Here is a 25,029-nt window from a genome sequence, read left to right on the forward strand (position 1 = left end):
CGTGGACATCGAGGCGTTCAACGCGCTGCCCCTGGCCGAGGCCGACGCGCTGCTGCGCGCCTGCGCCGACATCGACCCCTGGGTCGCGTCGGTCGTCGGCGGCCGCCCCTACCCGGACTCGGGTGCCGTGATCGCCGCGGCCGAGCTCCTCGCCGCCGACTGGAGCCCGGTCGACGTCGACCAGGCGCTCTCCCATCACCCTCGGATCGGGGAGCGACCGACCGGCAGCGAGGCCGGTGCTGGCGCGTCCAGCCGCGAGCAGGCTGGCGTCGATCCGGCAGACACCGCGCTCGCCGAGGCACTGCGCGAGGGCAACGTGGCCTACGAGGAGAAGTTCGGGCGGATCTACCTGGTGCGCGCCAAAGGACGCACCGGGCCGCAGCTGCTCGCACTCCTCCGGGAGCGCCTCCAGAACGACCCCGAAGAGGAATACGACGTCATGGTGGGCCAACTCCAGGACATCGCGGTCCTGCGGGTGAAGGATCTGTTCGCATGAGCACCGTTTCCACTCACGTCCTCGACGCTGCGCTGGGACAACCCGCAGCCGGCGTGGTCGTGATCCTGCGCGGGGCCGACGGGGCCCAGCTCGGCGCGGCGTCCACCGGCGTCGACGGCCGCGCGCGGTTCGAGGTCGACGTGCCGGCCGGCCACCACGAGCTCCTCTTCGGCACCGGCCAGTGGTTCGAGGAGCAGGGTCGCGAGACCTTCTTCCCCGCCGTCAACCTCTCCTTCTCGGTCGCCGACGACGAGCCGCACTACCACGTGGCGCTGTTGCTCAGCCCGTTCGCCTACACCACCTACCGGGGCTCCTGATGGCTGACTACACGCTCTCCGACCTGCAGCACGGCAAGGCGGAGGTGCGCCTGGTCAACGTGGACCGCTCGACCGACACCCACGTGCTCCACGACCTCAACGTCACCACGCAGCTGCGAGGCGACTTCGCGACGGCCTACACCGAGGGCGACAACAGCCACGTCCATGCGACCGACACCCAGAAGAACTCGGTCTACGCGCTGGCCAGGGAGCACGGCGTGCGGTCCCCCGAGGCGTTCCTGCTCGTGCTCGCGGAGCACTGGCGCGCACAGCCCTGGGTGACCGGCACCTGGTTCGCAGCCGAGAGCTATCGCTGGGAGCGGCTGCCCGCCAACGGGCACTCGTTCGTCCGGTCCGGCCAGGAGACCCGCACCGCCTGGGTCCAGACGTACGGCGACGAGACCTTCGTCCTCGCCGGCCTCACCGACCTCGTCGTGCTGAAGAGCACGGGAAGCGAGTTCCACGGGTTCCCGCGCGACCGCTTCACGACCCTGGCCGAGACCCACGACCGGATCCTCGCCACCAGCGTGACGGCGACCTGGCGTTATGCCGGCCTCGACGTCGACCACGACGCGGCCTACGCGGCGGTGCACGCGGCGATGACCGGTGCCTTCGCGACCACGCACAGCCTCGCCCTGCAGCAGACGATCCACGCGATGGCCACGGCCGCCCTCGACGCGGTGCCCGAGATCGCCGAGATCAAGGTCGCCTGCCCCAACAAGCACCACTTCCTCGTGGACCTCGAGCCGCTCGGTCTCGACAACCCCGGCGAGGTCTTCTTCGCCGCTGATCGGCCTTACGGACTGATCTCGGCGACCGTCGGCCGCGGCGACGCACCTGTCGATCCGCGCGCCTGGGCCGGGATCGGGGCATGAGCATGAGGATCGACGAGCGGATCGCTGACCGCCACGACGCGCTGACGCCGCAGGAACGACGGGCCGCAGCGACCCTGCTCGAGCACCTCGACGACCTGGCGACCTATCGCGCCGCCGAGCTCGCCGACCTTGCGGGAGTCAGCCGCGCCACGATGAGTCGGCTCTTCCGGAGCCTCGGCTTCGAGGACTTCGACGAGGTCCGCGAGCACCTCCGCGCGCTGCGCAGCGCGGGCGAGCCCCGCCGCGTCGACGGTGCACCCAACGCCGAGGCGCTCGCCGCGATCGAGCAGACCGCGATCCTGCGAGCGATCGAGCACCCGCGCATCCCCGAGGTCGCCGGCCTGATTGCGATGGCGCGACGGGTGCTCGTCATCGGTTGGCGCAACAGCTATCCGGTCGCGCTCCACCTCCGCGAACAGCTCGTCCAGGCCCGGGCCGACGTCACGATCGGCCCCGTGGCCGGACAGACGCTGGGTGAGGAGCTCGCCGGGCTGGGACCCGACGACGTGGTCGTCGTGGTGGGCTTCCGCCGCCGCCCGAAGGGCTTCGCTGACTTCCTCGCCGAGGCCGGCACCACGGGCGCCTCGGTCATCCTCGTCGGTGACCCGACCGCAGTGGCGCACGCCTCGGCGGCCTCGATCTGGCTGGAGTGCCCGCTGCAGCACTCCCTGGCGTTCGACAGCTACGCGGCCCCGATGGCGCTCGTCAGCGTGCTGGCCGACGCCGTACTCGGCGCCTGTGGCCGCGCCGGCAGCCGCCGGGTGCGCACGATCTCCGAGACCTACGAGCGGATGGGCGAGGTGGAGTGATGAGCGACCCCCAGAACGCCGGCGACGACGCTTGGCTCGCCCGAGCCGTGGAGCTCGCCACCGCTAACGTGGCCAGCGGCGGCGGGCCCTTCGGTGCGGTCATCGTGCGCGGCGACGAGCTGGTCTCCAGCGGCCAGAACAGGGTCACCCGCGACATCGACCCCACCGCCCACGCCGAGGTCGTCGCGATCCGCGCGGCCTGCGCCTCGATCGGCGACTTCTCCCTCGCCGGCTGCACTCTCTTCACCTCGTGCGAACCCTGCCCCCTCTGTGTCTCCGCGGCCCTCTGGGCGCGCCTGGACCGCGTGGTGTTCGCCGCCGACCGCGACGACGCCGCTCGCGGTGGATTCGATGACCGGGCGTTCTACGAGCTCTTCAGCACCCCTCGTTCCGAGTGGGCGATGACGGTCACTGCCCACCCGCTTCCCGACGGCTTCGCGCCGTTCCAGGCGTGGCTCAGCAAGGACGACCGCATCCGCTACTGAGCCCTGTCCTGCTAGGCGAAGTGCGGGCGCGGCACCAGGTCGATGACGACCTGGCCGGGCGACTCGGGCACACAGCAGCTCAGGTCGGCACGGCAGGCCTCCGGTGACGGCTCGGCGAGCAGCGTGGCCTGCACCTCGCCGAGCTGAGCGGCGAAGCGCTGGAGCTCCGCGATCCGCTCGGCGATCTCCACCTGCTTCTCCTCGATCAGCTCACCGACCCGCACGGCCGCGGTGGCGCACTGGGTGCCGGCCCAGATGCCGAGCAGCGAGCTGATCTGGTCGCAGCTCAGACCCATCCGCCGGGCCCGGGTCACGAAGAGCAGCCGGGCCGCGTCGTCGTCGCTGTAGTCGCGGTAGCCCGAGGCGGTCCGGGACGGGCCGGTGAGCAGGCCGATCCGCTCGTAGTAGCGCACCGTGGAGGTGGCCACCCCGACCTGGTCGGCGAGCGCGGAGATCCGCATCTGCCCACGGTAGACCTTGAACCCGGGTGCAAGGTCAAGTGCTTGACATTGCACTGCGGTTCAAGGCCTACGTTCCCCGTTCAGCGGACCGACCAGCGGTCCGGCGAGCAAGGAGAAGGACCATGGGCAGCTTCACCCGGGACAACACCGACCTGGCGATCGAGCTCGACGGGCTCGGCCACCAGCACCGCGCTGAAGCGGGCGGCATGTACGTCGCTCTCGAGCAGTGGAAGGCCGGTCTCGACACCGGCCCGATGTTCGCCGACCTGCCCGGCGGCGCGTGCAGCGAGCCGCACTGGGGCTACTGCCTCCAGGGCAGCGTCACCGTGCGCTACAACGACGGCCCCGACGAGACGATCGCAGCCGGCGAGGCCTACTACATCCGCCCCGGACACAACGTCCGCATCGACGAGGACGCGGAGTTCGTCGAGTTCACCCGCGCCGACGAGACGCCCGGCATCAACACCGTCGCCGTCTGACGGCCCGCGTCAGCGCGGCAGCAGGGCCAGTTGGCGGGACTGGGCGACGAGGCGGTCGGTGGAGTCCCAGACCTCGCAGTCCTCCTCGAACATCCCGCCGGCGACGTTGCGGGTGCGGTGGCGCAGGCGCAGCCAGCCGGGGGCGGGCTTGGCGCGCACGTGGGCGCTGAGCTCGACGGTCGGCGCCCAGCCCGGCAGGCCGAGGTCGAAGGTGACCGGCGGCAGCGCGTCGACGGCCATGAGCAGGGCGAGCGGGTCGGGCTCGCGGCCGTCGGCGAGCCGGAACCAGGCGCTGATCTGGCCGATGCCGCTCGGCTTGCCGACGGCCCAGCCGACCTCGTCGGGGTGGAAGAGCATCTCGAAGCGCTGCGTAAAGGGCGCCATCTGCTTGACCTCGTCGGGCGCCATCGTGTTGGGCACGCACTGGTCGCGCGGCGGGAGGTCGATCGGCTCGGCCGTCGTACGGACGTCGTCGGTGGGGAACGCGTCGAGGTCGCCGTAGGTCGCCAGCACCGTCAGTCGGGTGTCCTCGCCCTGCACGAGGTCGGCCGCGACAGTGGCCGTGCGACCCCCCACCCGTTGCGGGCGTACGGCGACCGTGACCGGTCCGGCCACGGCAGGGGTGATGTAGTAGGCGCTGACTGCGATCGGGTCGGGATGGGCCGGCAGCGCGGCGCGGATGGCGTTGCCGAGCAGGGAGAGCTGGAAGCCGCCGTTGATGCCGCCGCCGACCCGCCAGCCGTCCGAGAAGGTGCCCGCGAAGCCGTCGCCGGAGCGCGCGACCGCGATGTCGCGGTCGAACTCGGAGTCGGGACGGGTAGCGGTGAGGCCAGAAGTCACCGCTCGAGCGTACTGACCGAAGTCGCCCCGATCAGGCTCAGGACCTCGACTGTGACGGACACCGCAATCGCGGCCGGCTGCTTGCCGGGCACCCCGGTCAGCGCCGGATCACCGATCGGCGTGCGCACCCGCGCGACCGCCTCGGGAGCGTGACCCAGGTCGGCGAGCTTGGCCTGGAAACGGGTCCACTTCGCGCTCGACCCGATGAGGCCGATCGAGGCGGGCACCTCGGAGCGCAGCAGCGCGTCGAGGATCGCGAGGTCCTCGGCGTGGTCGTGGGTGAGGACAAGGACGTGGGTGCCGGCGGGCAGCTCGGCGACCACCAGCTCCGGGAGGACAGGCACCTGGTGCACCGCGACCGAAGCGGGTCCGGCAAGCACCGGCGCCAACCGGGTGGCCTCCAGCTGGTCGGCACGGGAGTCGACCAGGTGCAGCTCGACCTCGTGGCGGCTCAGCAGCAGCGCGATCTCCAGGCCGACATGACCCATCCCGAAGATCGCGACGGACGGCCGCACCGGGAGCGGCTCGAGCAGCAGGGTCACCTCACCGCCGCAGCACTGCACCCCGTGCTCGGCGGGCGCCTTGTCCGAGAGCGTGTGGTGCTCGGTGACCGGAGCAGCTGCACCGGTGAGGGCGAGCCCGCGCAGCAGGCCCCGGGCCCGTCGTACGGCCGCCTCCTCGAGGTTGCCGCCGCCCACGCTCCCCCACGTCTCGTCCTCGGTGACGACGAGCTTGGCGCCGGCCTCGCGCGGCGCGTGACCGCGCACGTCCGTCACGGTCACCAGCACACACGCGATGCGCCGCTCCCGGCAGTGCTGAAGCGCCTGCAGCCAGTCCATCAGCCCCGACCTCCTCGGATCGCCCAGAAGACGGCCTCCGGCGTGGCCGGCGAGGCGAGCTCGACCGACTCCCCCGCGGGCCGGAAGGCGGCCACCGCGTCGCGGAGCGCCTCGCGCACGGCGAAGGCGAGCATGAGGGGCGGTTCGCCGACGGCCTTCGAGCCGTAGACGGCGCCGTCCTCGGTGGCCCGCTCGAGCAGCGCGACCCGAAGGTCGGCCGGCATCTCCGAGAGGCTGGGCAGCTTGTAGGTCGATGCCGCCTGGGTCGCGAGCCGACCGCGGCCCGGTCCGTCGGAGGTGTCCCACCGCAGGTCCTCCAGGGTCAGCCAGCCGACTCCCTGGAGGAAGCCGCCCTCGATCTGGCCGATGTCGACCAGCGGCGAGAGGCTGTCGCCCACGTCGTGCACGATGTCGACCCGGTCGACCTCGTAGGCCCCGGTGAAACGGTCGACGGAGACCTCGGCAGCGGCGACGCCGTAGGCGAAGTACTTGAACGGCTCGCCGCGCATCGCGCGCCCGTCCCAGAAGAGCCCCTCGGTCTTGTAGAACCCGGCGGCCCAGAGCTGGATGCGGTCGAAGTACGCCGTCCGCACGACGTCGTCCCACATCGCCGTCGGTCCGAGTTGCTCGCGCACCGGCAGCAGGCGAGCCAGGATCTGGTCGCACGCGTCCTTGACCGCGGCGCCATTGAGGTCGGCGCCCGAGCTGGCCGCGGTCGCCGAGGTGTTGGGCACCTTGTCGGTGCGCGTCGGGGCGAGGCGGACCCGCTCGATCGGCAGCCCCAGCGCCGTCGCCGCGACCTGCAGCATCTTCGTGTGCAGCCCCTGGCCCATCTCGGTGCCACCGTGGTTGATGAGCACCGAGCCGTCCTTGTAGACGTGCACGAGCGCACCGGCCTGGTTGAACGAGGTGAAGTTGAAGGAGATCCCGAACTTCACCGGCGTGATCGCCAGGCCCCGCTTGCGGTCGGGGTCGGCGGCGTTGGCCAGCGCGATCTCCGCGCGCCGCTCCACGACGTCGCCCGTCGTGACCACCTGGTCCCAGGCCCGGGTGAGCCGCTCGGCGTGCCGCACCGGTTGTCCGTACGGCGTCGCCTGACCCTCCACGTAGAAGTTGCGTCGCCGCAGCTCCACGGGGTCGATGCCGAGGAGCGGAGCGCAGCGGCCCAGGACGTCCTCGATCACGAGCATCCCCTGGGGACCACCGAACCCACGGAAGGCGGTCTGCGAGGTCTTGTGGGTGCGGGCGACCCGGCCGTCGACGCGGAAGTGCGGGATCCAGTAGGCGTTGTCGATGTGGCACAGGGCGCGCGAGAGCACCGGCTCGGAGAGGTCGAGACTCCAGCCGCCGTCCGAGGTCAGCGTCGCCTCGAGCGCCTGCAGCAGGCCGTCATCGTCGAAGCCGACCCGCCAGGTCGCGTGGAAGCCGTGCCGCTTGCCGCTCATCGTCATGTCCTGCTGGCGGGTGAGCCGCACCCGGACCGGTCGCCCGGTCAGTCGCGCCCCGAGGGCGGCGACCGCCGCGAAGCCGTGCGGCTGCATCTCCTTGCCACCGAAGCCGCCACCCATCCGCAGGCACTGGACCGTGACCTGGTGGCTCGCCAGCCCCAGCACGTGGGCGACGATGTCCTGGGTCTCGGTCGGGTGCTGGGTGCTGCACTGCACGAAGACCTGGCCGTCGTCGTCGATGTGCGCGAGCGAGGCGTGGGTCTCGAGGTAGAAGTGCTCCTGGCCGGCGAAGTCGATCTCGCCCTCGAAGGCGTGCGTCGCGGCGGCAAAGCCGGTGGCGACGTCACCGCGCTCCATCCGCGGCTGAGCTCCCTGGAAGCTCTCCTGCTCGATCGCCTCGACCACGGTGAGGATCGCCGGCAGCGGCTCGTAGTCGACCTCGACGGCTGCCGCGCCGATGCGGGCGGCCTCGAGGGTCTCCCCGAGCACCCACGCGACCGCGTGGCCGTGGAACATCACCTCGCCCGGGAAGAGCGGCTCGTCGTGCTTGGTGCCCGCGTCGTTGACGCCCGGCACGTCGTCGGCCGTGAGCACCCGCACGACCCCGTCGACGTCGTAGGCCGGCTTCGGGTCGAGCCGGGTCACCAACGCGTGGGCGTGCGGGGCGCAGACCGGGTGCGCGTGGAGGACGCCGGGCGTGCGTGCCGCGACGTCGTCGGTGTAGAGCGCGCGACCGGTCACGTGGAGGCCGGCCGACTCGTGCGGCCGCGCGACCCCCACGTCGGCGGGCACCGGACGTTCGCTGAGGCGACTCATGAGGCACCGACCTCGGCGAAGAGCTTCTCGAGGGACGTGCCGAGGGTCGCGCGCCGGTAGTCCGCGCTCGCCCGGTGGTCGTCGATCGGGGTGCCGGTGCTGGCGAGCACCTCGGCGGCCGCAGCGACCACCTCGGCGGTCCAGGGCTGGCCGACGAGCGCCGCCTCGGCGGCGGTCGCGCGGATCGGCGTCGCCGCCACCCCGCCGAGCCCGATGCCCGCACGAGCGACGACACCGTCGGTGATCTCGAGGGCGAACGCCACGGCGACCGAGGAGATGTCGTCGAAACGCCGCTTCGCGATCTTGTGGAAGGCGGTGACCGGAGCGAGGGGCAGCGGGATCCGCACCCGGGCGATCAGCTCGCCCTCGGCGAGGACGGTCTCGCGGTAGCCGGTGAAGTAGTCGACCAGCGGGACCGTGCGCTCGCCCGCTGCCGACACCAGCACCACCGAGGCGTCGAGTGCCAGCAGCGCCGGCGGCAGGTCACCGATCGGCGATGCGGTGCCGAGGTTGCCGCCGATGGTCGCGCCGTTGCGGATCAGGCGCGAGGCGAACTGCGGAAGGGCGTCCTCGAGCAGCGGCACCGCCCCTGCCAGACGTCGCTCGATCTCGGTCAGCGACAGCGCGGCGCCGACCTCGATCACGTCGCTCCCGATGCTCAGCGTGCGCAGCTCGTCGAGGTGGTCGATGGCCACGAGCAGTTCGGGGCGCGACCCGCGCAGGTTGGCTTCCACCCCGAGGTCGGTCGAGCCCGCGAGCGGCACGGCGCCGGGCTCGGCGAGCGCGGCGAGCGCCTCGGCCAGGTCGGCCGGGCGCAGGTAGCCCGGCAGCCGGGTCGCGGTCGCGGAGGGCGGGGGCGCCGTCGTACGGAGGGAGAGGTGGTCGCCGGCCGGCGGCGCGCCGAGCGCCTGCGCTGCCTCGACGATCGGGCGGTAGCCGGTGCAGCGGCACAGGTTGCCGGACAGAGCGTGGAGGTCGAACTCGCCGTCCGCGCAGCGGCCGGCGCGGTAGTACTCGGCCGCCATGCTGCAGACGAACCCCGGCGTGCAGTAGCCGCACTGCGACCCGCCGCGCTGGGCCATCTCCTGCTGGACGGGGTGCAGCGCATCGGGGTCGCCGAGCCCCTCGGCGGTCACGACCTCCTGGCCGGACAGCGCGGCTGCCGGGAGCAGGCAGGCGTTGACCGCGGTCCACTCGGTCGGGGAGTCGACGCCCGGACGGGCGAGGAGCACGGAGCAGGCACCGCACTCGCCCTCCGCGCAGCCCTCCTTGGCGCCGGTCAGACCGAGGCCGCGCAACCAGTCGAGGGCCGTCGTCGGAGGTGCGGCACCCGAGAGGCTGCGGGTCTCACCGTTGACGGTGGCCTGCGGCAGATCCATACGGTGGAGAGTACGTCGCACAGCACCTGTCGGCACCCGGAAAGCGCACTCAGAGTCGAGCCAGCCTCCGCGTCATCCACGCGATGAGGACCTTGACGTGGTGGACGTGGTCCAGCAACCCGTGATGCGAATCCGACGACTTGGTCACCGGGACCTCCTGAGCCGAGATGACTTCCCCAGTGCACCCCCCAATACCCCTATGACGCGCGGGCAGACCGGTTGGTTGCACGCGCCGGGAGATCAGGCGGGGAGATCAGGGCGTGACGGGCAGGGTGAGCTTCTGGGCCGTGCCCGAGGCGATCGTGACCGGGACCGGCGTGAGCCCGCCGCGGTAGTTGATCGAGCCGCCGGAGACGATGAGCCGGAGCCGGTGACCCTGGTCGAAGCGATGCACGATCGCCGGGAGTGTCACCGTGAACGGCTTGGTCACATCGGGGATGCGCACGGGCGCCTCGAGCCCGTTGATCAGGTGGGCCTTGCCGTCGGGGCCGACGTCGGCGACCTTGACGAAGAGGACGAGCATCCCGGCGGGACCCGACTTCTGCGTGACCGCCGCGGTCGGGGCGTCGACCTTGACCTTGACCACGGGCTGGCCGACGACGTCGAGCTTGCTCGACAGGATCGGCGTCTGCCAGGTGGCGAAGGTCCCAGGCACGTCGGAGACCTCGCTGACCGGCTCGCCGACGTAGCCGCCCAGCACGTCGAGCGTGTCGATCTCCGTAGGCGCCCCTGCAGGCGGGGTGACGAACGACTGCGAGCCCGCCGTCGTGATCAGACCGGTGACCAGGTCGCCCGCGCCGGAGAGCCGGAACACCTTCTTGGCCCCGACCGGGAAGCTCGTCGAGGTCGCGTAGGCAGGAGCGGCATTGCCGCTGTAGGTGCTCCAGTGGCGGTAGTAGGCGAACTCGGGGCCGGTGCTGACCGGCGAGTCCAGCAGGTAGTGGTCGAGCCAGTCGAGAATCCGGCCGGTCTCGTACTGCTGCGTGGGGTCGGGGTTGCCCAGGTCGATCTCTCCCGGGGCGGCGCCGCCGGAGTGGCCCCACGACTGCCAGATCATCTTGGTCTCGACGTGGCGACGCTGGAGCGCCTTGTAGGTGGCGATCGCCTCGTTGAGGTTGAAGAGGGTGTCGTTCTCGCCCTGGATCAGCAGGACGGGCACCTTGATCTTGTCGAGGTAGGACCCGACTGAGGCGTGCCGCAGCTTCGCGACGTGCTGGGGCGAGAGGTAGCCGGTGGCACCCGCATAGACCAGGGCGGGGCACACGAAGTCGGCGAAGTTGGGGCAGGGCGTCGCATCGGGCGGCACCTGCTGGTTCTGGGCATCGCCGGTCAGGCCGAGCAGGGAGAAGCCGAGCGCCCAGTTGGTCTTGGCCGCACCCGGACGGACCGACGAGACACCGGAGGCCTGGTCGGTGTTGTTGGGGTCGAGGCTGTAGCTGAGGTCGTTCCAGGTGATGAGCGGGACGAGCGTGTCGACCCGCGCGTCGACGGAAGCGACCGCGAACTGGAAGCCGCCGCCGTAGGACCCGCCGAGGGTGCCGACCCGCGGGTCGTTCGAGCGGGCCTGGCCGTCGTGATCGCGGTCGTCGAGCTGGACCACGTCCAACGTCGGGGCGGGCTGGGTGTGGTCAGCGTCGAGAAACGCGATGCCCGGGTCGCCGCCGAGGTAGCTGACCAGCTGGCTCGCCGCCCGGCCGTCCCAGTCGGGGTCGTCGAGGGTGATCTTGCAGCCGGAGCCGCCGAACCCGAGGCCGGAGTAGGACAGCACCACGTAGCCACGCGCCGCGAAGGCCTTGCCCATCCCGGCCTGGTCGTCCTTCGAGCCGCCGAAGCCGTTGGTCGTCAGCACGGCCGGCACCCGGTCGGTCGAGGACGCCGTGGTCGGCACGTAGAGGTCGCCGACGACGTCGCACACCTTGTCCTTGGGGCCGACGACGGTCTTGAAGTGCAACGTCGTGACCGTGTAGGTCGGATCGGCTGCCGCGGTGCTCGCGCCGGTCGGGACCAGGGCGACGAGGGTCAGCAGGAACGCGAAGAGGGCAGGCAGCCGTAGGTGACGCACGCAGGGCAAACGACCTGGATGTGACGTAGGTTACGGATCGGTAACAACCGGGCTAGACGGTCAGCCTCGGGTGCCGGTTGACGTCCTTGTAGAGCAGGTAGCGGAACCGCCCGGGCCCGCCGGCGTAGCAGGCCTGGGGGCAGAAGGCCCGCAGCCACATGAAGTCGCCGGCCTCGACCTCGACCCAGTCCTGGTTGAGGAGGTAGACGGCCTTCCCCTCGAGCACGTAGAGCCCGTGCTCCATGACGTGGGTCTCCGGGAAGGGGATCGTGCCGCCGGGCTCGAAGGTGACGATGTTGACGTGCATGTCGTGGCGCACGTCGGTCGGGTCGACGAACCGCGTGGTCGACCAGGCGCCGCCGGTGTCGGGCATCGGCTGGGGCGCGACGTCCTGGTCGCGGGTGATGACGACCTCGGGCACCTCGACGCCGTCGACGCGCTGGTAGGCCTTGCGGATCCAGTGGAAGGTCGCGGTCGCGTCGCTGACGTTGCGCAGTCCCCACCCGGCGCCCGGCGGCAGGTAGACGTAGGAGCCGCCGGTCAACGGGTGCTCGGCCCCCTCGACGGTCAGGATCAGCGACCCGTCGACGACGAACAGCACCGCCTCGGCGTCGGGGGTGTCGTCCGGACGCTCGGAGCCACCACCGGGGGCGACCTCGACGACGTACTGGCTGAAGGTCTCGGCGAAGCCCGAGAGCGGTCGGGCGAGCACCCACAACCGGGTGCGTTGCCAGTGCGGCAGGGCGGAGGCGGTGATGTCGCTCAGGGTGCGCGCGGGGATGACCGCGTAGGCCTCGGTGAAACGGGCGCGGTCAGTGGTGAGCGCCGTCTGCGGGGGCAGTCCGCCCCGCGGCACGTGGTAGCTCATCGCTCGCCTCTCCTCAGCAGTCGTCCTCGCGGAGCATCCTGCACCCCCGGGCCAACTGGCGTACCCCGAAGCCAGGTTTCCCTGACGACGCCCCGCAGCCGTCGACCCGCGTAGGCGGAGACCGGGTTGCGATGGTGGAGGTGCGCGACGTCGACGGTCAGCTCCTCCTCCGGCGCGAAGCGCACCAGGTCGGCGTCCGCCCCGACCTCGATCCGGCCCTTGTGGGCGAGGCCGACCCGATCGGCGGGAGCCGTCGCCATCCAGCGCACCACGTCGGCCAGTCCGAGGCCGCGCGCCCGGGCGCCCGTCCAGACGGCCGGGAGTCCCAGCTGCACCGACGCGATGCCACCCCAGGCCGCGCCGAAGTCACCGCCCCCACGTTCCTTGAGATCGGGCGTGCAGGGCGAGTGGTCGGACACGACGAAGTCGATGTCGCCGTCGACCAGGGCAGCCCAGAGCAGCTCACGGTTGGCGGCCTCCCGGATCGGCGGGCAGCACTTCAGCGCCGTTGCCCCGTCAGCGATCTCCTCGGCCGCGAAGGTCAGGTAGTGCGGGCACGTCTCGACAGAGATGTCGACGCCGTCGGCGCGCGCTGCGCGCAACAGGGGTACGGCGTCGGAGCTGCTCAGGTGCACGATGTGCGCCCGCGCTCCGCTCCCCCTGGCGGCCTCGACGACCGCGGCGATGGCGGCGTCCTCGGCGGCGCGCGGGCGCGAGGCGAGGAAGCCGGCGTACCGGCGACCGTCGAGGGCACCTTCGTCGAGCAGCTCGGCTGCCTCGGCGTGCACGATCATCAGGGCACCGAGGCGAGCCGTCTGCGCCATCGCGGCCGTGAACGCCTCCCCCTCCAGGGCGCCGAACTCCGGCACCCCCGAGTCGAGCAGGAAGCACTTGAAGCCGAAGACCCCGGCCTCGTGGAGCGGGCCGAGGTCGGGCACGTTGCCCGGGACCGCGCCGCCCCAGAAGCCGACGTCGATCCGGACCTGACCCTCGGCAGCCCGGCGCTTGACGTCGAGGTGCTCGACGGTGGTCGTCGGCGGGATCGAGTTGAGCGGCATGTCGAGGAGGGTCGTGACTCCGCCGGCCGCAGCGGCGGTGGTGGCGCTGGCGAAGCCCTCCCACTCGGTGCGGCCGGGCTCGTTGACGTGCACGTGGGTGTCGACCAGGCCCGGGAGCAGCACCTCGTCGTCGGCCAGGTCGACGGTGCGGACCGCCGCGGGCGGATCGTCGTAGGGCGTGATGACCGCGATCCGCTCCCCCAGCACACCGACGCACGCGGCGACCTCGGCGCCGCCGATGATGGCGCCACGAGCCCGCAGGACCACGTCGAGCTGAGTCGCAGCAGCCATCAGCTGCGCCGGGGGCTGGCCAGGGCGGTGAGCTGCTCCAGGTCGAGGCCGGCGCCCGCCTCGACCTCGGTCGCGTCGACCGCGCCGCTCTGCACGCCGCGCAGCAGGTAGCCGGCCAACGCTCGAGCCGTGGCGGGCTCATCCGCGATCCCGCCCATCTGCTGCTGGGTGTAGTCGGAGAGCCGGGTGAGCGCGCGGGCCAGGCCGCCGCGGTAGAACGCGAAGGTGGCGGCGTAGCGGGTCGGCAGCTGCCCGGGGTGCAGGTCCCAGCCCTGGTAGAGGCCGCGCTCGAGGGATCGCGTGACGAGCCGATGGTGCAGCGCCCAGGCCGCGTCGATCTCGTCGGCGCTCCCGACGGGCAGGACGTTGGTCGAGCCGTCGCTCAGGCGTACGCCGGTGCCCGCCGCAGCCGCCTGCATGACCAGCTTGGCGTGGTCGGCCACGGGGTGCTCGAGCGACTGCTGCTCGGCCGCGATCCCCGCCGCCGCCGAGTAGTCGTAGGTGCCGTAGTGCAGGCCGGTGAGCCGGTCACCGCCGGCGTGGATGATCCGAGCGACGGTCGCCGCACCGTCGGCGCCGAGGATCGACTGCGGCGTCTCGATCTGGACCTCGAAGGCGAGCGCCCCGCCCGGCAGGCCGAGCCCCTCCTCGAGGGTCCCGCACGCCTCGACCATCGCCTCGACCTGCTCGACCCGGGTGACCTTGGGCAGGGTCACGACCCAGCCCTCGAGCGAGCCGCCGTCGTCGAGCAGCGTCGCGACGAAGGTGGTCAGGGTGCGCGCCGACCGGCTCCGGGTCGCGGCCTCGAAGCACTTGACGCGGATGCCGCCGTAGGGCGCCGCGCTCCCGGTCCGCTGGCTCTTCGCGAGCGCACCCGCCGCTCGCGCGACGTCGGCGTCCTCGTCGGCATCGGTGTGCCCGACGTAGCCGTCCTCGAAGTCGATGCGGAGGTCCTCGACCGGTTCGGCGGCGAGCTTGGCGCGCACCCGGGCGACGAGGTCGCCGGTGCCGACGATGCGTCGGAAGCGGTCGGGGTGCTCGTCGATCAGCGCGAGGGCGGCCGCGCCGTAGGCAGGCACGAGGTCGGCGCGGTAGCGGTCGGCCGGCACGTAGACCGTGTGCACCGGCTGGCGACCGGGCCGGTCGCCGGGGTAGTCGGCAGCCAGCTCGGCGTCGACCGGCGCCAGTCGTTCGTCGAGCGCGCCGAGCAGCTGACCTGCGAGGTCCTCGGGGGTCGTCACGGGGCCTGCTCGAGCTTCTTGGCCCGCCTGCGCCGGTGGAGGATCGGTTCGGTGTAGCCCGATGGCTGCGCGAGGCCTTCGAAGATCAGGTCGCGGGCGGCCCCGAAGGCCTGGCCGTCGTAGGACGGAGCCATCGGCTCGTAGCCCGGGCCCGCCTGCTGCGTGTCGACCACATCGGCCATCCGCCGCAGCGCCTCCTCGACCTCCGCGGCGGTGACGATGCCGTGGCGCAGCCAGTTGGCGACGTGCTGGCTGGAGATGCGGCACGTGGCGCGGTCCTCCATCAGCTCGGTGCCGGTGACGTCGGGCACCTTGGAGCAGCCGATGCCCTCGTCGATCCACCGCTTCACGTAGCCCAAGATGCCCTGCACGTTGTTGTCGAGCTCGGCGCGACGTTCGTCGTCGGACCAGCGCGGATCGTCGGCGAAGGGCACCGCGAGAAGCTGCTCCACAGGCGTGGGGGCAACACCGGTGAGCTCCTCCTGGCGGGCCGCGACGTCGACCTGGTGGTAGTGGATCGCATGCAGGGTCGCCGCGGTCGGCGAGGGCACCCAGGCGCACGAGGCGCCGGCGCGCGGATGGCCGATCTTCTGCTCGAGCATCGCCGCCATCTCGTCGGGCATCGCCCACATGCCCTTGCCGATCTGCGCGCGCCCGCGCAGGCCGCAGGCCAGGCCGATCACCACGGACCGGTCTTCGTAGGCCTGGATCCACGGCTGGGTCTTCATCGCCCCCTTGCGGACCATCGGGCCGCCGAGCATCGAGGTGTGCAGCTCGTCGCCGGTGCGGTCGAGGAAGCCGGTGTTGATGAAGGCGACCCGGCCGCGGGCGGCGTGGATGCAAGCCGCGAGGTTGGCCGAGGTACGCCGCTCCTCGTCCATGATGCCGAGTTTGATGGTGCCGCGGGCCAACCCGAGGAGGTCCTCGCAGCGCGCGAAGAGGTCGTCGGTGAAGGCGACCTCGTCGGGGCCGTGCATCTTCGGCTTCACGGCATACATCGATCCGGTCCGCGAGTTGCCCAGGTCGCCGCGACCCTGGAGGTCCACGAGACTGCCGAGGGCCGTGACGACCGCATCGAGGATGCCTTCGGGGATCTCCTCGCCCGCCGCGTCGAGCACGGCATCGGTGGTCATCAGGTGACCCACCTGGCGGACGAAGAGGAGGGATCGGCCGGGGAGCACGAGCTCGCCGCGGTCGATCGTGTAAGTGCGGTCGGGCGCGAGAGTGCGGGTGAAGGTGCGCCCGCCCTTGGCCACCTCGGCACTGAGCGTGCCGCGGTTGAGGAGGAGCCAGTTGCGGTAGGCGGCGACCTTGTCGGCGGTGTCGACAGCGGCGATGGAGTCCTCGAGGTCCATGATCGTGGAGATCGCAGACTCGACCAGGAGGTCCTTCACCCCGGCCGGGTCGTCCTTGCCGATGGCGTGCGCGCGGTCGACCTGGATCTCGACGTGCAGGCCGTGGTGGACGAGCAGCACCGCCTCGGGATCGGCGGGGTCGCCGCGGTGCCCGACGTAGGCGCCGGCATCGGCCAAGGTCGTCCGCCCGCCCGAGGTCGTCACGACCAGCGCGGCATCCTCGACGGCGTACTGCCGCGCGTCAGCGTGGCTGCCCACGGCCAGCGGGAAGTGGTCGTCGAGGAACCGTCGCGCCCGCCTGATGACCTCGGCGCCCCGCGTCGGGTTGTAGGTCGTGCCGCGCTCCCGGCCGTCGGCCTCGGGGATCACGTCGGTCCCGTAGAGCGCGTCGTAGAGCGAGCCCCAACGGGCATTGGCGGCGTTGACGGCGAAGCGCGGGTTCAGCACTGGTACGACGAGCTGCGGGCCCGCCTGCAGCGCCACCTCGGCATCGACGTCGGTGGTCGCGATCGCGAACGGGTCGGGCGCGTCGACGAGGTAGCCGATGTCGCGGAGCATGGCGACGTAGGCCGCCTGGTCAGCGATGGGACCGGGGTGGTCGGTGTGCCACTGGTCGAGCTGCTGCTGGAGCTCGTCACGACGCGCGAGCAGGGCGCGGTTGCGCGGGGCGAGGTCGGCCAGGATCGCCTCGAAACCGGCCCAGAACGCGCCCTCGTCGATGCCGGATCCGGGCAGCGCTTCGTCACGCACGAACGCGTGCAGCTCTGCGGCGACGCTCAACCCGCCGACCTGGATCCGCTGGGGCACCCGCACAGAGTAGGGCCCTGGACACGCTTGTCACGGCCCTCTAAGGTCGCCATATTCACGACCGATCGAACGCATAGATGGAGATGTCGATGCACACCGCTGCTGCGCTGGAGGACTCCATCGAGCTCGACGCTCCGCCATCGACGGTGTGGGCGGCCGTGAGCGATCCGCGCCGGATGCCCGAGTGGAGCCCCCAGGTCACCTCGGTCCGGCTCCGCCACGGGGCCGAGGTCGTCGAGCTCGGCACCGAGTTCACCAACCGCAACAAGTACGGCGAGCTGGAGTGGACCACGCGCGCGAAGGTCGTCCGGTTCGAGGTCGAGAAGGAGATGGCCTTCCGCATCGAGGACAACTGGGTGATCTGGAGCTTCGCCCTCGCTCCCCTGCCCGACGGTCGCACCCTGCTGACCCAGCGCCGCGAGGTCCCCGACGGGATCTCCGACCTCTCCTACGAGCTGTCCGAGGGCTTCATGGGCGGCGTCGACAGCTACACCGAGATCCAGCGCGCGGGCATGCGCGAGACGCTCGAGGCGATCCGTGGGACGGTCGAGTCCGCGACCTGAGCGGTAGGCGATAGTCGTCGCCATGACCTACGCGGAACAGGCGGAGTGGCGGGCGATCCAGGAGTTCCTCCCTGAGCAGTACCGGATCACCGACGCCACCTCCCCCGCCGAGGAATGGTGGGAGCACCGCGGGCACCGGATCCACCTCGACACCTACCGCAACGCGGGAGCGCCGGTGAAGGTGATCCTGCTCCACGGCGTCGGCACCAACGGTCGGCAGATGTCGCTCATCCTCGGACGGCCGCTGGCCGAGCGCGGCTACGAGACGATCGCCATCGACATGCCGACCTACGGCATCACCGAGGTGGCACCCGGCGCGCTCGTGACCTACGACGACTGGGTGCAGATCGGCTGCGACCTGATCGACACCGAGCTTGCGAAGGACGACCGGCCGATCGTGCTCTACGGCCTCTCGGCGGGCGGCATGGAGACCTACCACGTGGCCGCGAAGAGCCGGCGCGTGAAGGGCATCGTCGGCATGACCTTCCTGGACCAGAGCTCGCTGCGGGTCCGGGTCGAGACCGCCTTCGACCCGGTCACCGGGTTCGTGGGCGCGACCCTCATGAGGCTGCTCGCCCGCACCCCGCTGCGGCGGCTGCGGGTGCCGATGCGGTGGGTCAGCAAGATGCGGACCCTCGTCAACGACCGCGCCGCCAAGCGCGCCTGCTACCGCGACAAGACGTCGGCCGGCAACAGCGTCTCGATCGCCTTCCTCGACTCCTACCTCAACTACCGACCCGTGGCCGAGCCCGGCGACTTCGACGTCTGCCCGGTGCTGCTGACCCAACCGGCCGCCGACCGGTGGACGCCGCTGCACCTGTCCGAGCCCTTCCTGGCCCAGATCACGAAGGTCCCCGTGACGACGGTGCTGCTCGACAACGCCGGGCACTACCCGCTGGAGCAGCCCGGCCTCGACCAGATGGTGGAGGCGATCAGCGACTTCGTGGGACGTGCGGGCTGATCAACGCGGTCCGCACCGACATGCCCAGCTCCCGGGTGCGCAGCGTCGTGATGCGGCGCCCCGGCTGGACGGCCTCCTTGACCCGGCCACCGTTGTCCCCGAGCAGCGCGACCGCGGCGTCGATGTCGCCGGCGACATGGGTGAGTCCCCACAGCGTCGAAGGCCCGTCGCTCGCCGTGTCGGGTGAGCCGACCACCTCCAGGATCACCTCGCCGAGCCGGTAGAAGACCTGGCGCACCGCGGCGGCGCCCAGCTCACCGTCCCGCATCTTGCGGGGCTCGAGACCGATGGTCCCCAACGAGGCGACCGTGCGTCCCAGGTCCGGTGACAGCAGCACGACGTGGTCGATGATCGTGACGCCGTTGGGGTGCGTCGCCGGGGTGCCCTGCGGCGCGTCGGTGACCGTCGTCGGGATGCCGTCCAGGTCGGCTTCGATGCTGCCGGTCCCCCGAAGGGTCCAGCCGACGATGCCCTTGCCGCCGAGGTCGTGGTCGCGCCCGAGCAGCCGCACGGCGACCGAACCGATCCGGCAGGTCCCGTCGGCGTCGACCGCGAACCCGGCCGCCTCCCACGCCTCCGGTGGATCAGCCACGAACAGCTCAGCGATGGTCACGGCCATGGAGGTGACCCTAGGGGTCGCTCAGGCCCACCGGTTCGAGGGCCGGCTCCTCCGCGCGCGTCGGGTGCCGCTCGACCGAGATCACGATCGCGACGGCCGCGACGATGACGAGGCCCCCGATGACGACTGCGCTCGTGATGGGCTCGTCGAGGATCAGCCAGCCGAGGAAGACCGCGACCACCGGGTTGACGTAGGCGTAGGTCGCGACCAGCCCGATGGGAGCGTTGGACAGCAACCAGACGTAGGCGCTGAAGGCGACCATCGAACCGAAGACGACGAGATATCCCCAGGCCAGCCAGGTCCGGCCGCCGTACTCCCAGGGCGTGAAGTGCTCGCCCCGCGCGAGGCCGACGACGACCATCATCACGCCACCGGTCCACATCTCGTGGACCGTGGTGACGAACGGGTTGTCCGGCAGCGTCAGCCGCGGCTGGACCCACGAGCCGAACGCCCAGAAGGCGCTGGCCGCCACCACGAAGGCGGCGCCGGCCAGGGGCACGTGCCCCTGTTCACGCCCGCCGAGGACCAGCCAGGCCAGACCGGCGAAGCCGAGCAGCACGCCGATGACCGACCAGGTCTTCGGCCGGTCGCCGGCGAGGAAGCGGTAGGCGGTGACGAAGAGAGGGACGGCGGCGACCAGCAGCGCGGCCACTCCGCTGGGAGCACCGATGTCCTCACCGACAGCGACGAAGCCGTTGCCGAGCAGCGGGAGCATCAGCCCGAGGAGGGCCGCTCCGAGCAGCTCGGCGCGCGTGACGCGCAGGTCCGTGCCGCGCAGCTTGAGCACCACACCGAGCAGCAGGCCGGCCAGGGCGAACCGGGCGCCCATCCCGGTCAGCGGCGGCATCTCCTCGACGACCACCCGGATGCCGAGGTAGGTCGAGCCCCAGACGACGTAGACGATCGCGAGCGCGACCGCGACCGCGACCAGCCCGACCCTCGCCCCTGATGACCTGGTGTCCATCGCCGCCCGCCTGTCGCTCTCGGCTCGTGGACCCGAACCTACGAGGGAAGAACGGTCCGCCGCGATCGGATATTGCGCTGCGGCGGCCGGTTGGCGGTGACTCGACGATCCCTGGCAGTTCCTCGAGCGTTTGTTGCCGAGCTGTTCCCCGCGTGAGGTGAGCCTGGGTCGATCGCCCACCTAGGCTCGCCGGTGTGAGCCTGACGAACCTGCGCAGGGTGCCCGCCCTCCTGGCGCTGACCTGTGCCCTCGGCCTGACCGCCGCGGTCCCCGGCGCGGCCCACAGCGACGACGCGACCGGTGACAGCACCTCGACCGCCGTCGAGTCGGCCCGTGCTGCCGGCCCCGGTTTCCTGGCACCCCGCAAGGGTGCCTGGTTCGGTGTCTCGATCGACTGGGCCAACGACTCCCTCGCCGACTACTCGCGTCGACTCGGCCACAAGCCGGCCGTCGCCGTGACCTTCGCGAGCTTCCCGATGAGCGACCAGGAGAAGATCTGGCTCGACCAGGCCGCTGACCAAGCGAAGGCGGGCAAGAGCAGGCTGCTCCTCACGCTCGAGCCGTGGGGCGGTCTCGACGAGGTCACCGCGGCCCGGTCGCGTGAGCTCGCCCGCCTCCTCGCGCGCTACAACCGGCAAGGGCTCGACATCTACGTCCGCTTCGCACACGAGATGAACGGCTCCTGGTACGCCTGGGCGCAGCAGCCCGAGGCCTACGTCGCGGCCTTCCGCCGCGTCGCCAACGCCGTGCACGACCTGACCTCGCGCACGGCCATGATGTGGGCGCCCAACTACGGCGGCGGCTACCCGTTCGCCGGCGGCACCTACCAGGCGCCGCCCGGTAGCCACGACGCCGACGTCCTCGACACCAACGGCGACGGCTCGGTCACCGGCGCCGACGATCCCTACCGCCCCTACTGGCCCGGCAAGAAGTACGTCGACTGGGTCGGCATGTCGGTCTACCACTGGGGCGCGGTCTATCCCTGGGGCGAGAACGAGGTGCCCGAGCCCGGCAAGTTCCGCGACCTGCTGCGCGGCACCTACGACGGAGCCGCGGGCAACGAGCTCGCCGTACCTGACTTCTACGCCGAGTACGGCGCCGCCCTTCAGCTCCCGGTCGCCGTCACCGAGACGGCGGCGCTCTACGTCCCTGACGGAGGCGGGGCCGGCGAGATGGCGATCAAGAGCGCCTGGTGGGACCAGGTCCTCGATCCGGCCAACTCCCGCCGCCTGCCGTGGCTGAAGATGGTCAACTGGTTCGAGTGGAAGAAGAACGAGCCTGAGGTCGGCGGCGTCGTCGACTGGACGGCGACCACCCGACGCCCGATCCGGACCGGCTTCGTCGACGCCCTTCCCGGCTGGCTGCGTTACGCCCCGCGGTAGGCGTTGAGGAACCGCGCCAGCGCTTCCGCGACCACGGTGGGGTTCTCGACCTGGGGGTAGTGACCCGTGACCGGTTCGTCGTCGAGCACGACGTACTCGGCATCGGGAAGCCGCTCCAGGAGGCGCTCGAGCACGTGGCCGCCGCTGATCGGATCGGCGGGGCCCCAGATGAACTGCGTCGGGCCCGAGTAGCCCTCCAGGGCTTCACGCCATCGATCTGCGTGGAGGCGTCGCTCGTCGATGTACTTCAGGACCGCCGGCTGCACCCGCCGCCCGTCGTTGGTCGTCACCGACGCCCACATCGCGTGCAGGTCGGAGTCACTGACTTCGCGGCCCATGATGCTGCCCATCACGGACCGGAAGGTGCGCTCGGTGCCGAGCCGGGCGAGCACGGGTCCGAGGCGGCCGTGGAGGAGCTTCTGCATGAGCACCGGGCGGTGGAGATCGGGATAGAGGCCACCGTTGAGCCACGACATCGAGGTGATCCGTTGGGCGTTGCGGCTGAGGAGCTCCTGGCCGACGCTGACGCCGTAGTCGTGCGCCACGAGTGCGGTGCGGCCGATGCCGAGCTGGTCCCAGATCGCTTCCACGATGTCGGCCTGCTCGACGATCCGGTAGTCGTGCGGGTTCGGCTTGTCGCTCGCCCCGAGGCCCAGGAAGTCGAGGGTGGTCACCCGGCAGCCCGCCTTGACCAGCGCAGGTACGACGCCCGCCCAGTCGTGCGACGACGTCGGGAAGCCGTGCAGGAGCGTCACAGGCACGCCGTCGGGACTGGCGTCCTGACGCACGAAGATCCGGTGTCCGTCGACCTCCGCGAAGCCGCCTCCGGCGATCCACTCGTCCAACGATGGGAGCATCGCCGCACCCTATCCGGGTCGCGTGAACCGCGGGTACGGATCAGCGGCCGATCGCCTCGGCCATCCCCCGCGTCGCCAGCTGGTCGGCCAGCTCGTTGTCGGGGACCCCGGCATGCCCCTTCACCCAGAACCACTCGACCTGGTGGCGCGCACAGGCAGCGTCGAGCCGCTGCCAGAGATCGACGTTCTTGACCGGCTGCTTGGCCGAGGTCTTCCAGCCGTTCTTCTTCCAGCCGTTGACCCACTGCGTGATGCCGTTGCGGACGTAGGTGCTGTCGGTGTGGAGCTCGACCTCACAGGCCCGGTTGAGCGTCTCGAGCGCCATGATCGGAGCGGTCAGCTCCATCCGGTTGTTGGTCGTCTCGTCCGACTCCCCGCCGTACAGCTCGAGCACGTGCTCGCCGTAGCGCACCACCGCGCCCCATCCGCCGGGCCCGGGGTTGGGCGTGCACCCGCCGTCGGTGTGGATCACTACGCGTCCGTCGCTCATCGGGAGGATCATCCACCACCGACCCACGGACCGTGCGCCCGACTTCATCCTGATGAACGACGACGCCGGGCGCTGGATGCGCGCATCATGGAGCGTGCACTCGATCTCTCGGCAGCTCGCAGCTCTCGTCCCCCTGGCACTGACCGCCACGCTCACGGCGTTCACCGCCCAGCCGGCCGCGCAGGCCACTCCTCCCCCCGCGAGCGCCGACGCTTCTAAGGCGACAGAGCACCAGGCGCGGCACGCCTTGGCCGACCTGCCGCTGTCGTTCGAGGCCAACCGCGGCCAGAGCGACGCCCGGGTGCGCTACCTCGCCCGCGGCGACGGTTTCACCCTCTTCCTCACCCGGCACCGTGCGGTGTTCGGCCTCGACGGCGCGGCGGTCGCGCTGAAGCCGGTCGGCGCCGCTCGCAACCCACGTCTCGTCGGCCGGTCCCCACAGCAGGCCACCACCAGCTACTTCCGCGGCAAGGACCCGAGCAGGTGGCGACGCGGCGTCCCGGCCTTCGGCCGGGTCCGCTACCAAGGCCTCTACCGCGGCATCGACATGGTCGTGCGCGGCAACCGCTCCGGCGCGGAGTACGACTTCGTCGTCGCAGCAGGAGCCGACCCTTCACGGATCGGCTACCGGCTCCAGGGGGCCGACCGCCTCCGGATCCGCCACGGCGACCTGGTCGCCTCGACGGCCGCGGGCAGGTTCATCCACCGCGCACCGGTCGCCTACCAACGGATCGACGGCGAGCGCCGACGCGTCGACGCACGTTTCCGGCTCCGGCACGGCGTGGTCAGCTTCGCCCTCGGCTCCTACGACGCGAGCCGGCGATTGGTGATCGACCCGGAGACCGACCTCGAGTACTCCACCTACCTCGGCGGCAACGATGACGACGACATCGTGTCTGTGGTGGTCCGCGATGGTGACGTCTACGTCGCCGGCACCACCTACTCCGACGACTTCCCGACCACGCCGGGCGCCTACCCCGACACCCCGAGCGGGAGCGACGTCTTCGTCAGCCGCCTGGCGCTCGACGGCGGCGGATCGGCCGACCTCGTCTACTCCGCGATCCTCGGCGGGGGCGCCTACGACACCATGAGCGACATGGCGGTCGAGGACGGAGACATCTACGTCGCAGGCGATACCGAGTCGTCGAACTTCCCCATCACCGCGGGCGCCTTCGACGACGACCTCTACGGGTCCGACGGCGGCGGGACCGACACGTTCTTCGCGAAGATCTCGCCCGACGGCAACGGCGCCGCCGACCTCGCCTACTCGAGCTTCCTCGGCGGCAACTACTACAACAGCGGACGCGCCGCGATCGCCGTGCACAACGGCGACATCTACCTGGCGGGCAGCACCGACGGAGGGCCCTACCCTCAGACGCCTGGCGCTCCCTACCACAACGACTACAGCGCCGAGATCTTCCTCACCAGGATCTCCCCTGACGGCAACGGGGAGGACGACCTGGTCTACGGCGCGATGCTCGGCGGCGCCGGCGACGAGGGATTGTCCGACATCGCTATCAGCGGCGGAGACGTCTACCTCACTGGGTCGGCCTACTACGAGCTGACCGACAAGAAGTTCCCCGCGACCCGGGGCGCTTACGACCGGACCTACAACGGCGAGTACGACATCTACGTCATGCGTATCTCCCCGGACGGCAACAAGAGGGACGACATCAAGTACTCATCCCTCCTCGGCACGCGCCGCTCCGAAGGCTCCAGCGCGATCGCGGTCAGGGACGGCAAGGTCTACCTGACCGGCAGCACGTGCTCGCACGACTTTCCGACGACCCGGGGGGCCTACGATCGCTCCTACAACGCCAAGTGCGACGTCATCGTGTCCGTCCTGGCCACCAATCGGGGCGTCGAGCACGACCTCAAGTACTCGACCTTCTTCGGCGCCGGCGCCGACGACGACTCCGGCAGCATCCGGGTGAGTGACGGTCGCGTCTACCTCGTGGGCACGACCGAGTCGCCGGGGCTGCCCACCAAGGGCATCCCCTACGACTCGACCCACAACGGGAAGAACGACGGCTTCCTCGCGGTGTTCGCGCTCGGCGGTCGTCGAGGCAAGGACCTCAAGTACGCCACGTTCCTCGGCGGCCCGAAGCAAGACGGTGCCTACGCACTCGCCCTCGACGGCGGCTACGCCTACGTCGCCGGATTTGCTGGCGCCGACTTCCCCGTCACGCCCGGCGCCTTCGACACCACGTCCAACAGCGAGGGCGACGCCTTCGTGGCGAGACTCCTGCTGCCCGGCAGCGGATAGG

The 25,029-nt window shown here is 71.2% G+C and carries 24 protein-coding genes; 10 read left to right on the plus strand and 14 right to left on the minus strand.

What is annotated here, in order from left to right:
• Position 1: 1 nt before the first annotated feature.
• The 5 genes from uraD to F0U44_RS11070 are packed head-to-tail and all read left to right on the plus strand — an operon-like array spanning position 2 to position 2,982.
• Positions 2-496, plus strand: a complete 495-nt coding sequence (uraD, locus tag F0U44_RS11050; protein WP_149728335.1) for a 2-oxo-4-hydroxy-4-carboxy-5-ureidoimidazoline decarboxylase — start codon at positions 2-4, stop codon at positions 494-496.
• The gene (gene uraH / locus F0U44_RS11055) at positions 493-813 is read left to right on the plus strand and encodes a hydroxyisourate hydrolase (protein WP_149728336.1); all 321 of its coding nucleotides are present in this window, start codon (positions 493-495) and stop codon (positions 811-813) included. The genes uraD and uraH overlap by 4 nt, the downstream gene beginning before the upstream one ends.
• Positions 813-1,688 carry a factor-independent urate hydroxylase gene (gene pucL, locus F0U44_RS11060; protein ID WP_149728337.1) on the plus strand — a complete coding sequence of 292 codons (876 nt, stop codon included), beginning with the start codon at positions 813-815 and terminating at the stop codon, positions 1,686-1,688. Before uraH ends, pucL begins: the two co-directional genes overlap by 1 nt.
• The gene (locus F0U44_RS11065; RefSeq protein ID WP_223163651.1) at positions 1,685-2,497 is read left to right on the plus strand and encodes a MurR/RpiR family transcriptional regulator; all 813 of its coding nucleotides are present in this window, start codon (positions 1,685-1,687) and stop codon (positions 2,495-2,497) included. The genes pucL and F0U44_RS11065 overlap by 4 nt, the downstream gene beginning before the upstream one ends.
• On the plus strand, positions 2,497-2,982 hold the full coding sequence (locus tag F0U44_RS11070; protein WP_149728338.1) for a nucleoside deaminase: 486 nt from the start codon (positions 2,497-2,499) through the stop codon (positions 2,980-2,982). The genes F0U44_RS11065 and F0U44_RS11070 overlap by 1 nt, the downstream gene beginning before the upstream one ends.
• A gap of 11 nt (positions 2,983-2,993) precedes the next feature.
• On the opposite strand, the gene F0U44_RS11075 is transcribed toward F0U44_RS11070, so the two are convergent.
• On the minus strand, positions 2,994-3,443 hold the full coding sequence (locus F0U44_RS11075) for a MerR family transcriptional regulator (RefSeq protein ID WP_149728339.1): 450 nt from the start codon (positions 3,441-3,443) through the stop codon (positions 2,994-2,996).
• Between the two features lie 122 nt (positions 3,444-3,565).
• Between F0U44_RS11075 and F0U44_RS11080 the strand changes: the two genes are divergently transcribed.
• Complete coding sequence (locus tag F0U44_RS11080) at positions 3,566-3,922, plus strand: cupin domain-containing protein (RefSeq protein WP_149728340.1); 357 nt, start codon at positions 3,566-3,568, stop codon at positions 3,920-3,922.
• A 9-nt stretch (positions 3,923-3,931) separates the two neighbouring features.
• Here the strand turns inward: F0U44_RS11080 and F0U44_RS11085 are convergent, their stop codons facing one another.
• From F0U44_RS11085 to F0U44_RS11125, 9 genes are all read right to left on the minus strand, one after another.
• Positions 3,932-4,762, minus strand: a complete 831-nt coding sequence (locus tag F0U44_RS11085; protein ID WP_149728341.1) for a thioesterase family protein — start codon at positions 4,760-4,762, stop codon at positions 3,932-3,934.
• Complete coding sequence (gene xdhC, locus F0U44_RS11090) at positions 4,759-5,601, minus strand: xanthine dehydrogenase accessory protein XdhC (protein ID WP_149728342.1); 843 nt, start codon at positions 5,599-5,601, stop codon at positions 4,759-4,761. Before xdhC ends, F0U44_RS11085 begins: the two co-directional genes overlap by 4 nt.
• The gene (xdhB, locus tag F0U44_RS11095) at positions 5,601-7,865 is read right to left on the minus strand and encodes a xanthine dehydrogenase molybdopterin binding subunit (RefSeq protein ID WP_149728343.1); all 2,265 of its coding nucleotides are present in this window, start codon (positions 7,863-7,865) and stop codon (positions 5,601-5,603) included. The genes xdhC and xdhB overlap by 1 nt, the downstream gene beginning before the upstream one ends.
• On the minus strand, positions 7,862-9,244 hold the full coding sequence (locus tag F0U44_RS11100; protein ID WP_149728344.1) for a xanthine dehydrogenase small subunit: 1,383 nt from the start codon (positions 9,242-9,244) through the stop codon (positions 7,862-7,864). Before F0U44_RS11100 ends, xdhB begins: the two co-directional genes overlap by 4 nt.
• Positions 9,245-9,497: 253 nt before the next feature.
• Positions 9,498-11,306, minus strand: coding sequence for a CocE/NonD family hydrolase (locus tag F0U44_RS11105; protein ID WP_246160422.1), 1,809 nt, complete (start codon positions 11,304-11,306; stop codon positions 9,498-9,500).
• 52 nt (positions 11,307-11,358) lie between these two features.
• On the minus strand, positions 11,359-12,174 hold the full coding sequence (locus F0U44_RS11110; protein ID WP_149728345.1) for a bifunctional allantoicase/(S)-ureidoglycine aminohydrolase: 816 nt from the start codon (positions 12,172-12,174) through the stop codon (positions 11,359-11,361).
• Positions 12,171-13,523: an allantoinase AllB gene (gene allB, locus F0U44_RS11115; RefSeq protein WP_149728346.1), complete on the minus strand. Its 1,353-nt coding sequence runs from the start codon at positions 13,521-13,523 to the stop codon at positions 12,171-12,173. Before allB ends, F0U44_RS11110 begins: the two co-directional genes overlap by 4 nt.
• Entirely contained in the window at positions 13,523-14,764 is a 1,242-nt protein-coding gene (locus tag F0U44_RS11120; protein ID WP_149728347.1) for a DUF6986 family protein, read from the minus strand. Before F0U44_RS11120 ends, allB begins: the two co-directional genes overlap by 1 nt.
• Complete coding sequence (locus F0U44_RS11125) at positions 14,761-16,926, minus strand: malate synthase G (RefSeq protein WP_149728348.1); 2,166 nt, start codon at positions 16,924-16,926, stop codon at positions 14,761-14,763. Before F0U44_RS11125 ends, F0U44_RS11120 begins: the two co-directional genes overlap by 4 nt.
• Before the next feature lie 89 nt (positions 16,927-17,015).
• Between F0U44_RS11125 and F0U44_RS11130 the strand changes: the two genes are divergently transcribed.
• Positions 17,016-17,489 carry an SRPBCC family protein gene (locus tag F0U44_RS11130; protein WP_223163653.1) on the plus strand — a complete coding sequence of 158 codons (474 nt, stop codon included), beginning with the start codon at positions 17,016-17,018 and terminating at the stop codon, positions 17,487-17,489.
• A 22-nt stretch (positions 17,490-17,511) separates the two neighbouring features.
• On the plus strand, positions 17,512-18,450 hold the full coding sequence (locus F0U44_RS11135) for an alpha/beta hydrolase (RefSeq protein WP_149728350.1): 939 nt from the start codon (positions 17,512-17,514) through the stop codon (positions 18,448-18,450).
• On the opposite strand, the gene F0U44_RS11140 is transcribed toward F0U44_RS11135, so the two are convergent.
• Positions 18,422-19,069, minus strand: a complete 648-nt coding sequence (locus tag F0U44_RS11140; RefSeq protein ID WP_149728351.1) for a VOC family protein — start codon at positions 19,067-19,069, stop codon at positions 18,422-18,424. The two genes, F0U44_RS11135 and F0U44_RS11140, sit on opposite strands and share 29 nt — an antisense overlap.
• Before the next feature lie 10 nt (positions 19,070-19,079).
• On the minus strand, positions 19,080-20,033 hold the full coding sequence (locus F0U44_RS11145) for an EamA family transporter (protein ID WP_149728352.1): 954 nt from the start codon (positions 20,031-20,033) through the stop codon (positions 19,080-19,082).
• A 194-nt stretch (positions 20,034-20,227) separates the two neighbouring features.
• Here F0U44_RS11145 and F0U44_RS11150 point away from each other — a divergent pair, with 194 nt between their 5' ends.
• Positions 20,228-21,415: a glycoside hydrolase family 26 protein gene (locus tag F0U44_RS11150; protein ID WP_149728353.1), complete on the plus strand. Its 1,188-nt coding sequence runs from the start codon at positions 20,228-20,230 to the stop codon at positions 21,413-21,415.
• Here F0U44_RS11150 and F0U44_RS11155 read toward each other — a convergent pair.
• Entirely contained in the window at positions 21,400-22,272 is an 873-nt protein-coding gene (locus F0U44_RS11155; protein ID WP_149728354.1) for an alpha/beta fold hydrolase, read from the minus strand. The genes F0U44_RS11150 and F0U44_RS11155 overlap by 16 nt on opposite strands.
• A gap of 40 nt (positions 22,273-22,312) precedes the next feature.
• The gene (gene rnhA / locus F0U44_RS11160) at positions 22,313-22,762 is read right to left on the minus strand and encodes a ribonuclease HI (RefSeq protein ID WP_149728355.1); all 450 of its coding nucleotides are present in this window, start codon (positions 22,760-22,762) and stop codon (positions 22,313-22,315) included.
• A gap of 52 nt (positions 22,763-22,814) precedes the next feature.
• Between rnhA and F0U44_RS11165 the strand changes: the two genes are divergently transcribed.
• Positions 22,815-25,028, plus strand: coding sequence for a DUF7948 domain-containing protein (locus tag F0U44_RS11165; protein WP_149728356.1), 2,214 nt, complete (start codon positions 22,815-22,817; stop codon positions 25,026-25,028).
• Position 25,029 lies beyond the last annotated feature (1 nt).

The organism is Nocardioides humilatus (assembly GCF_008373755.1).
GTDB classification, from domain to species: domain Bacteria; phylum Actinomycetota; class Actinomycetes; order Propionibacteriales; family Nocardioidaceae; genus Nocardioides; species Nocardioides humilatus.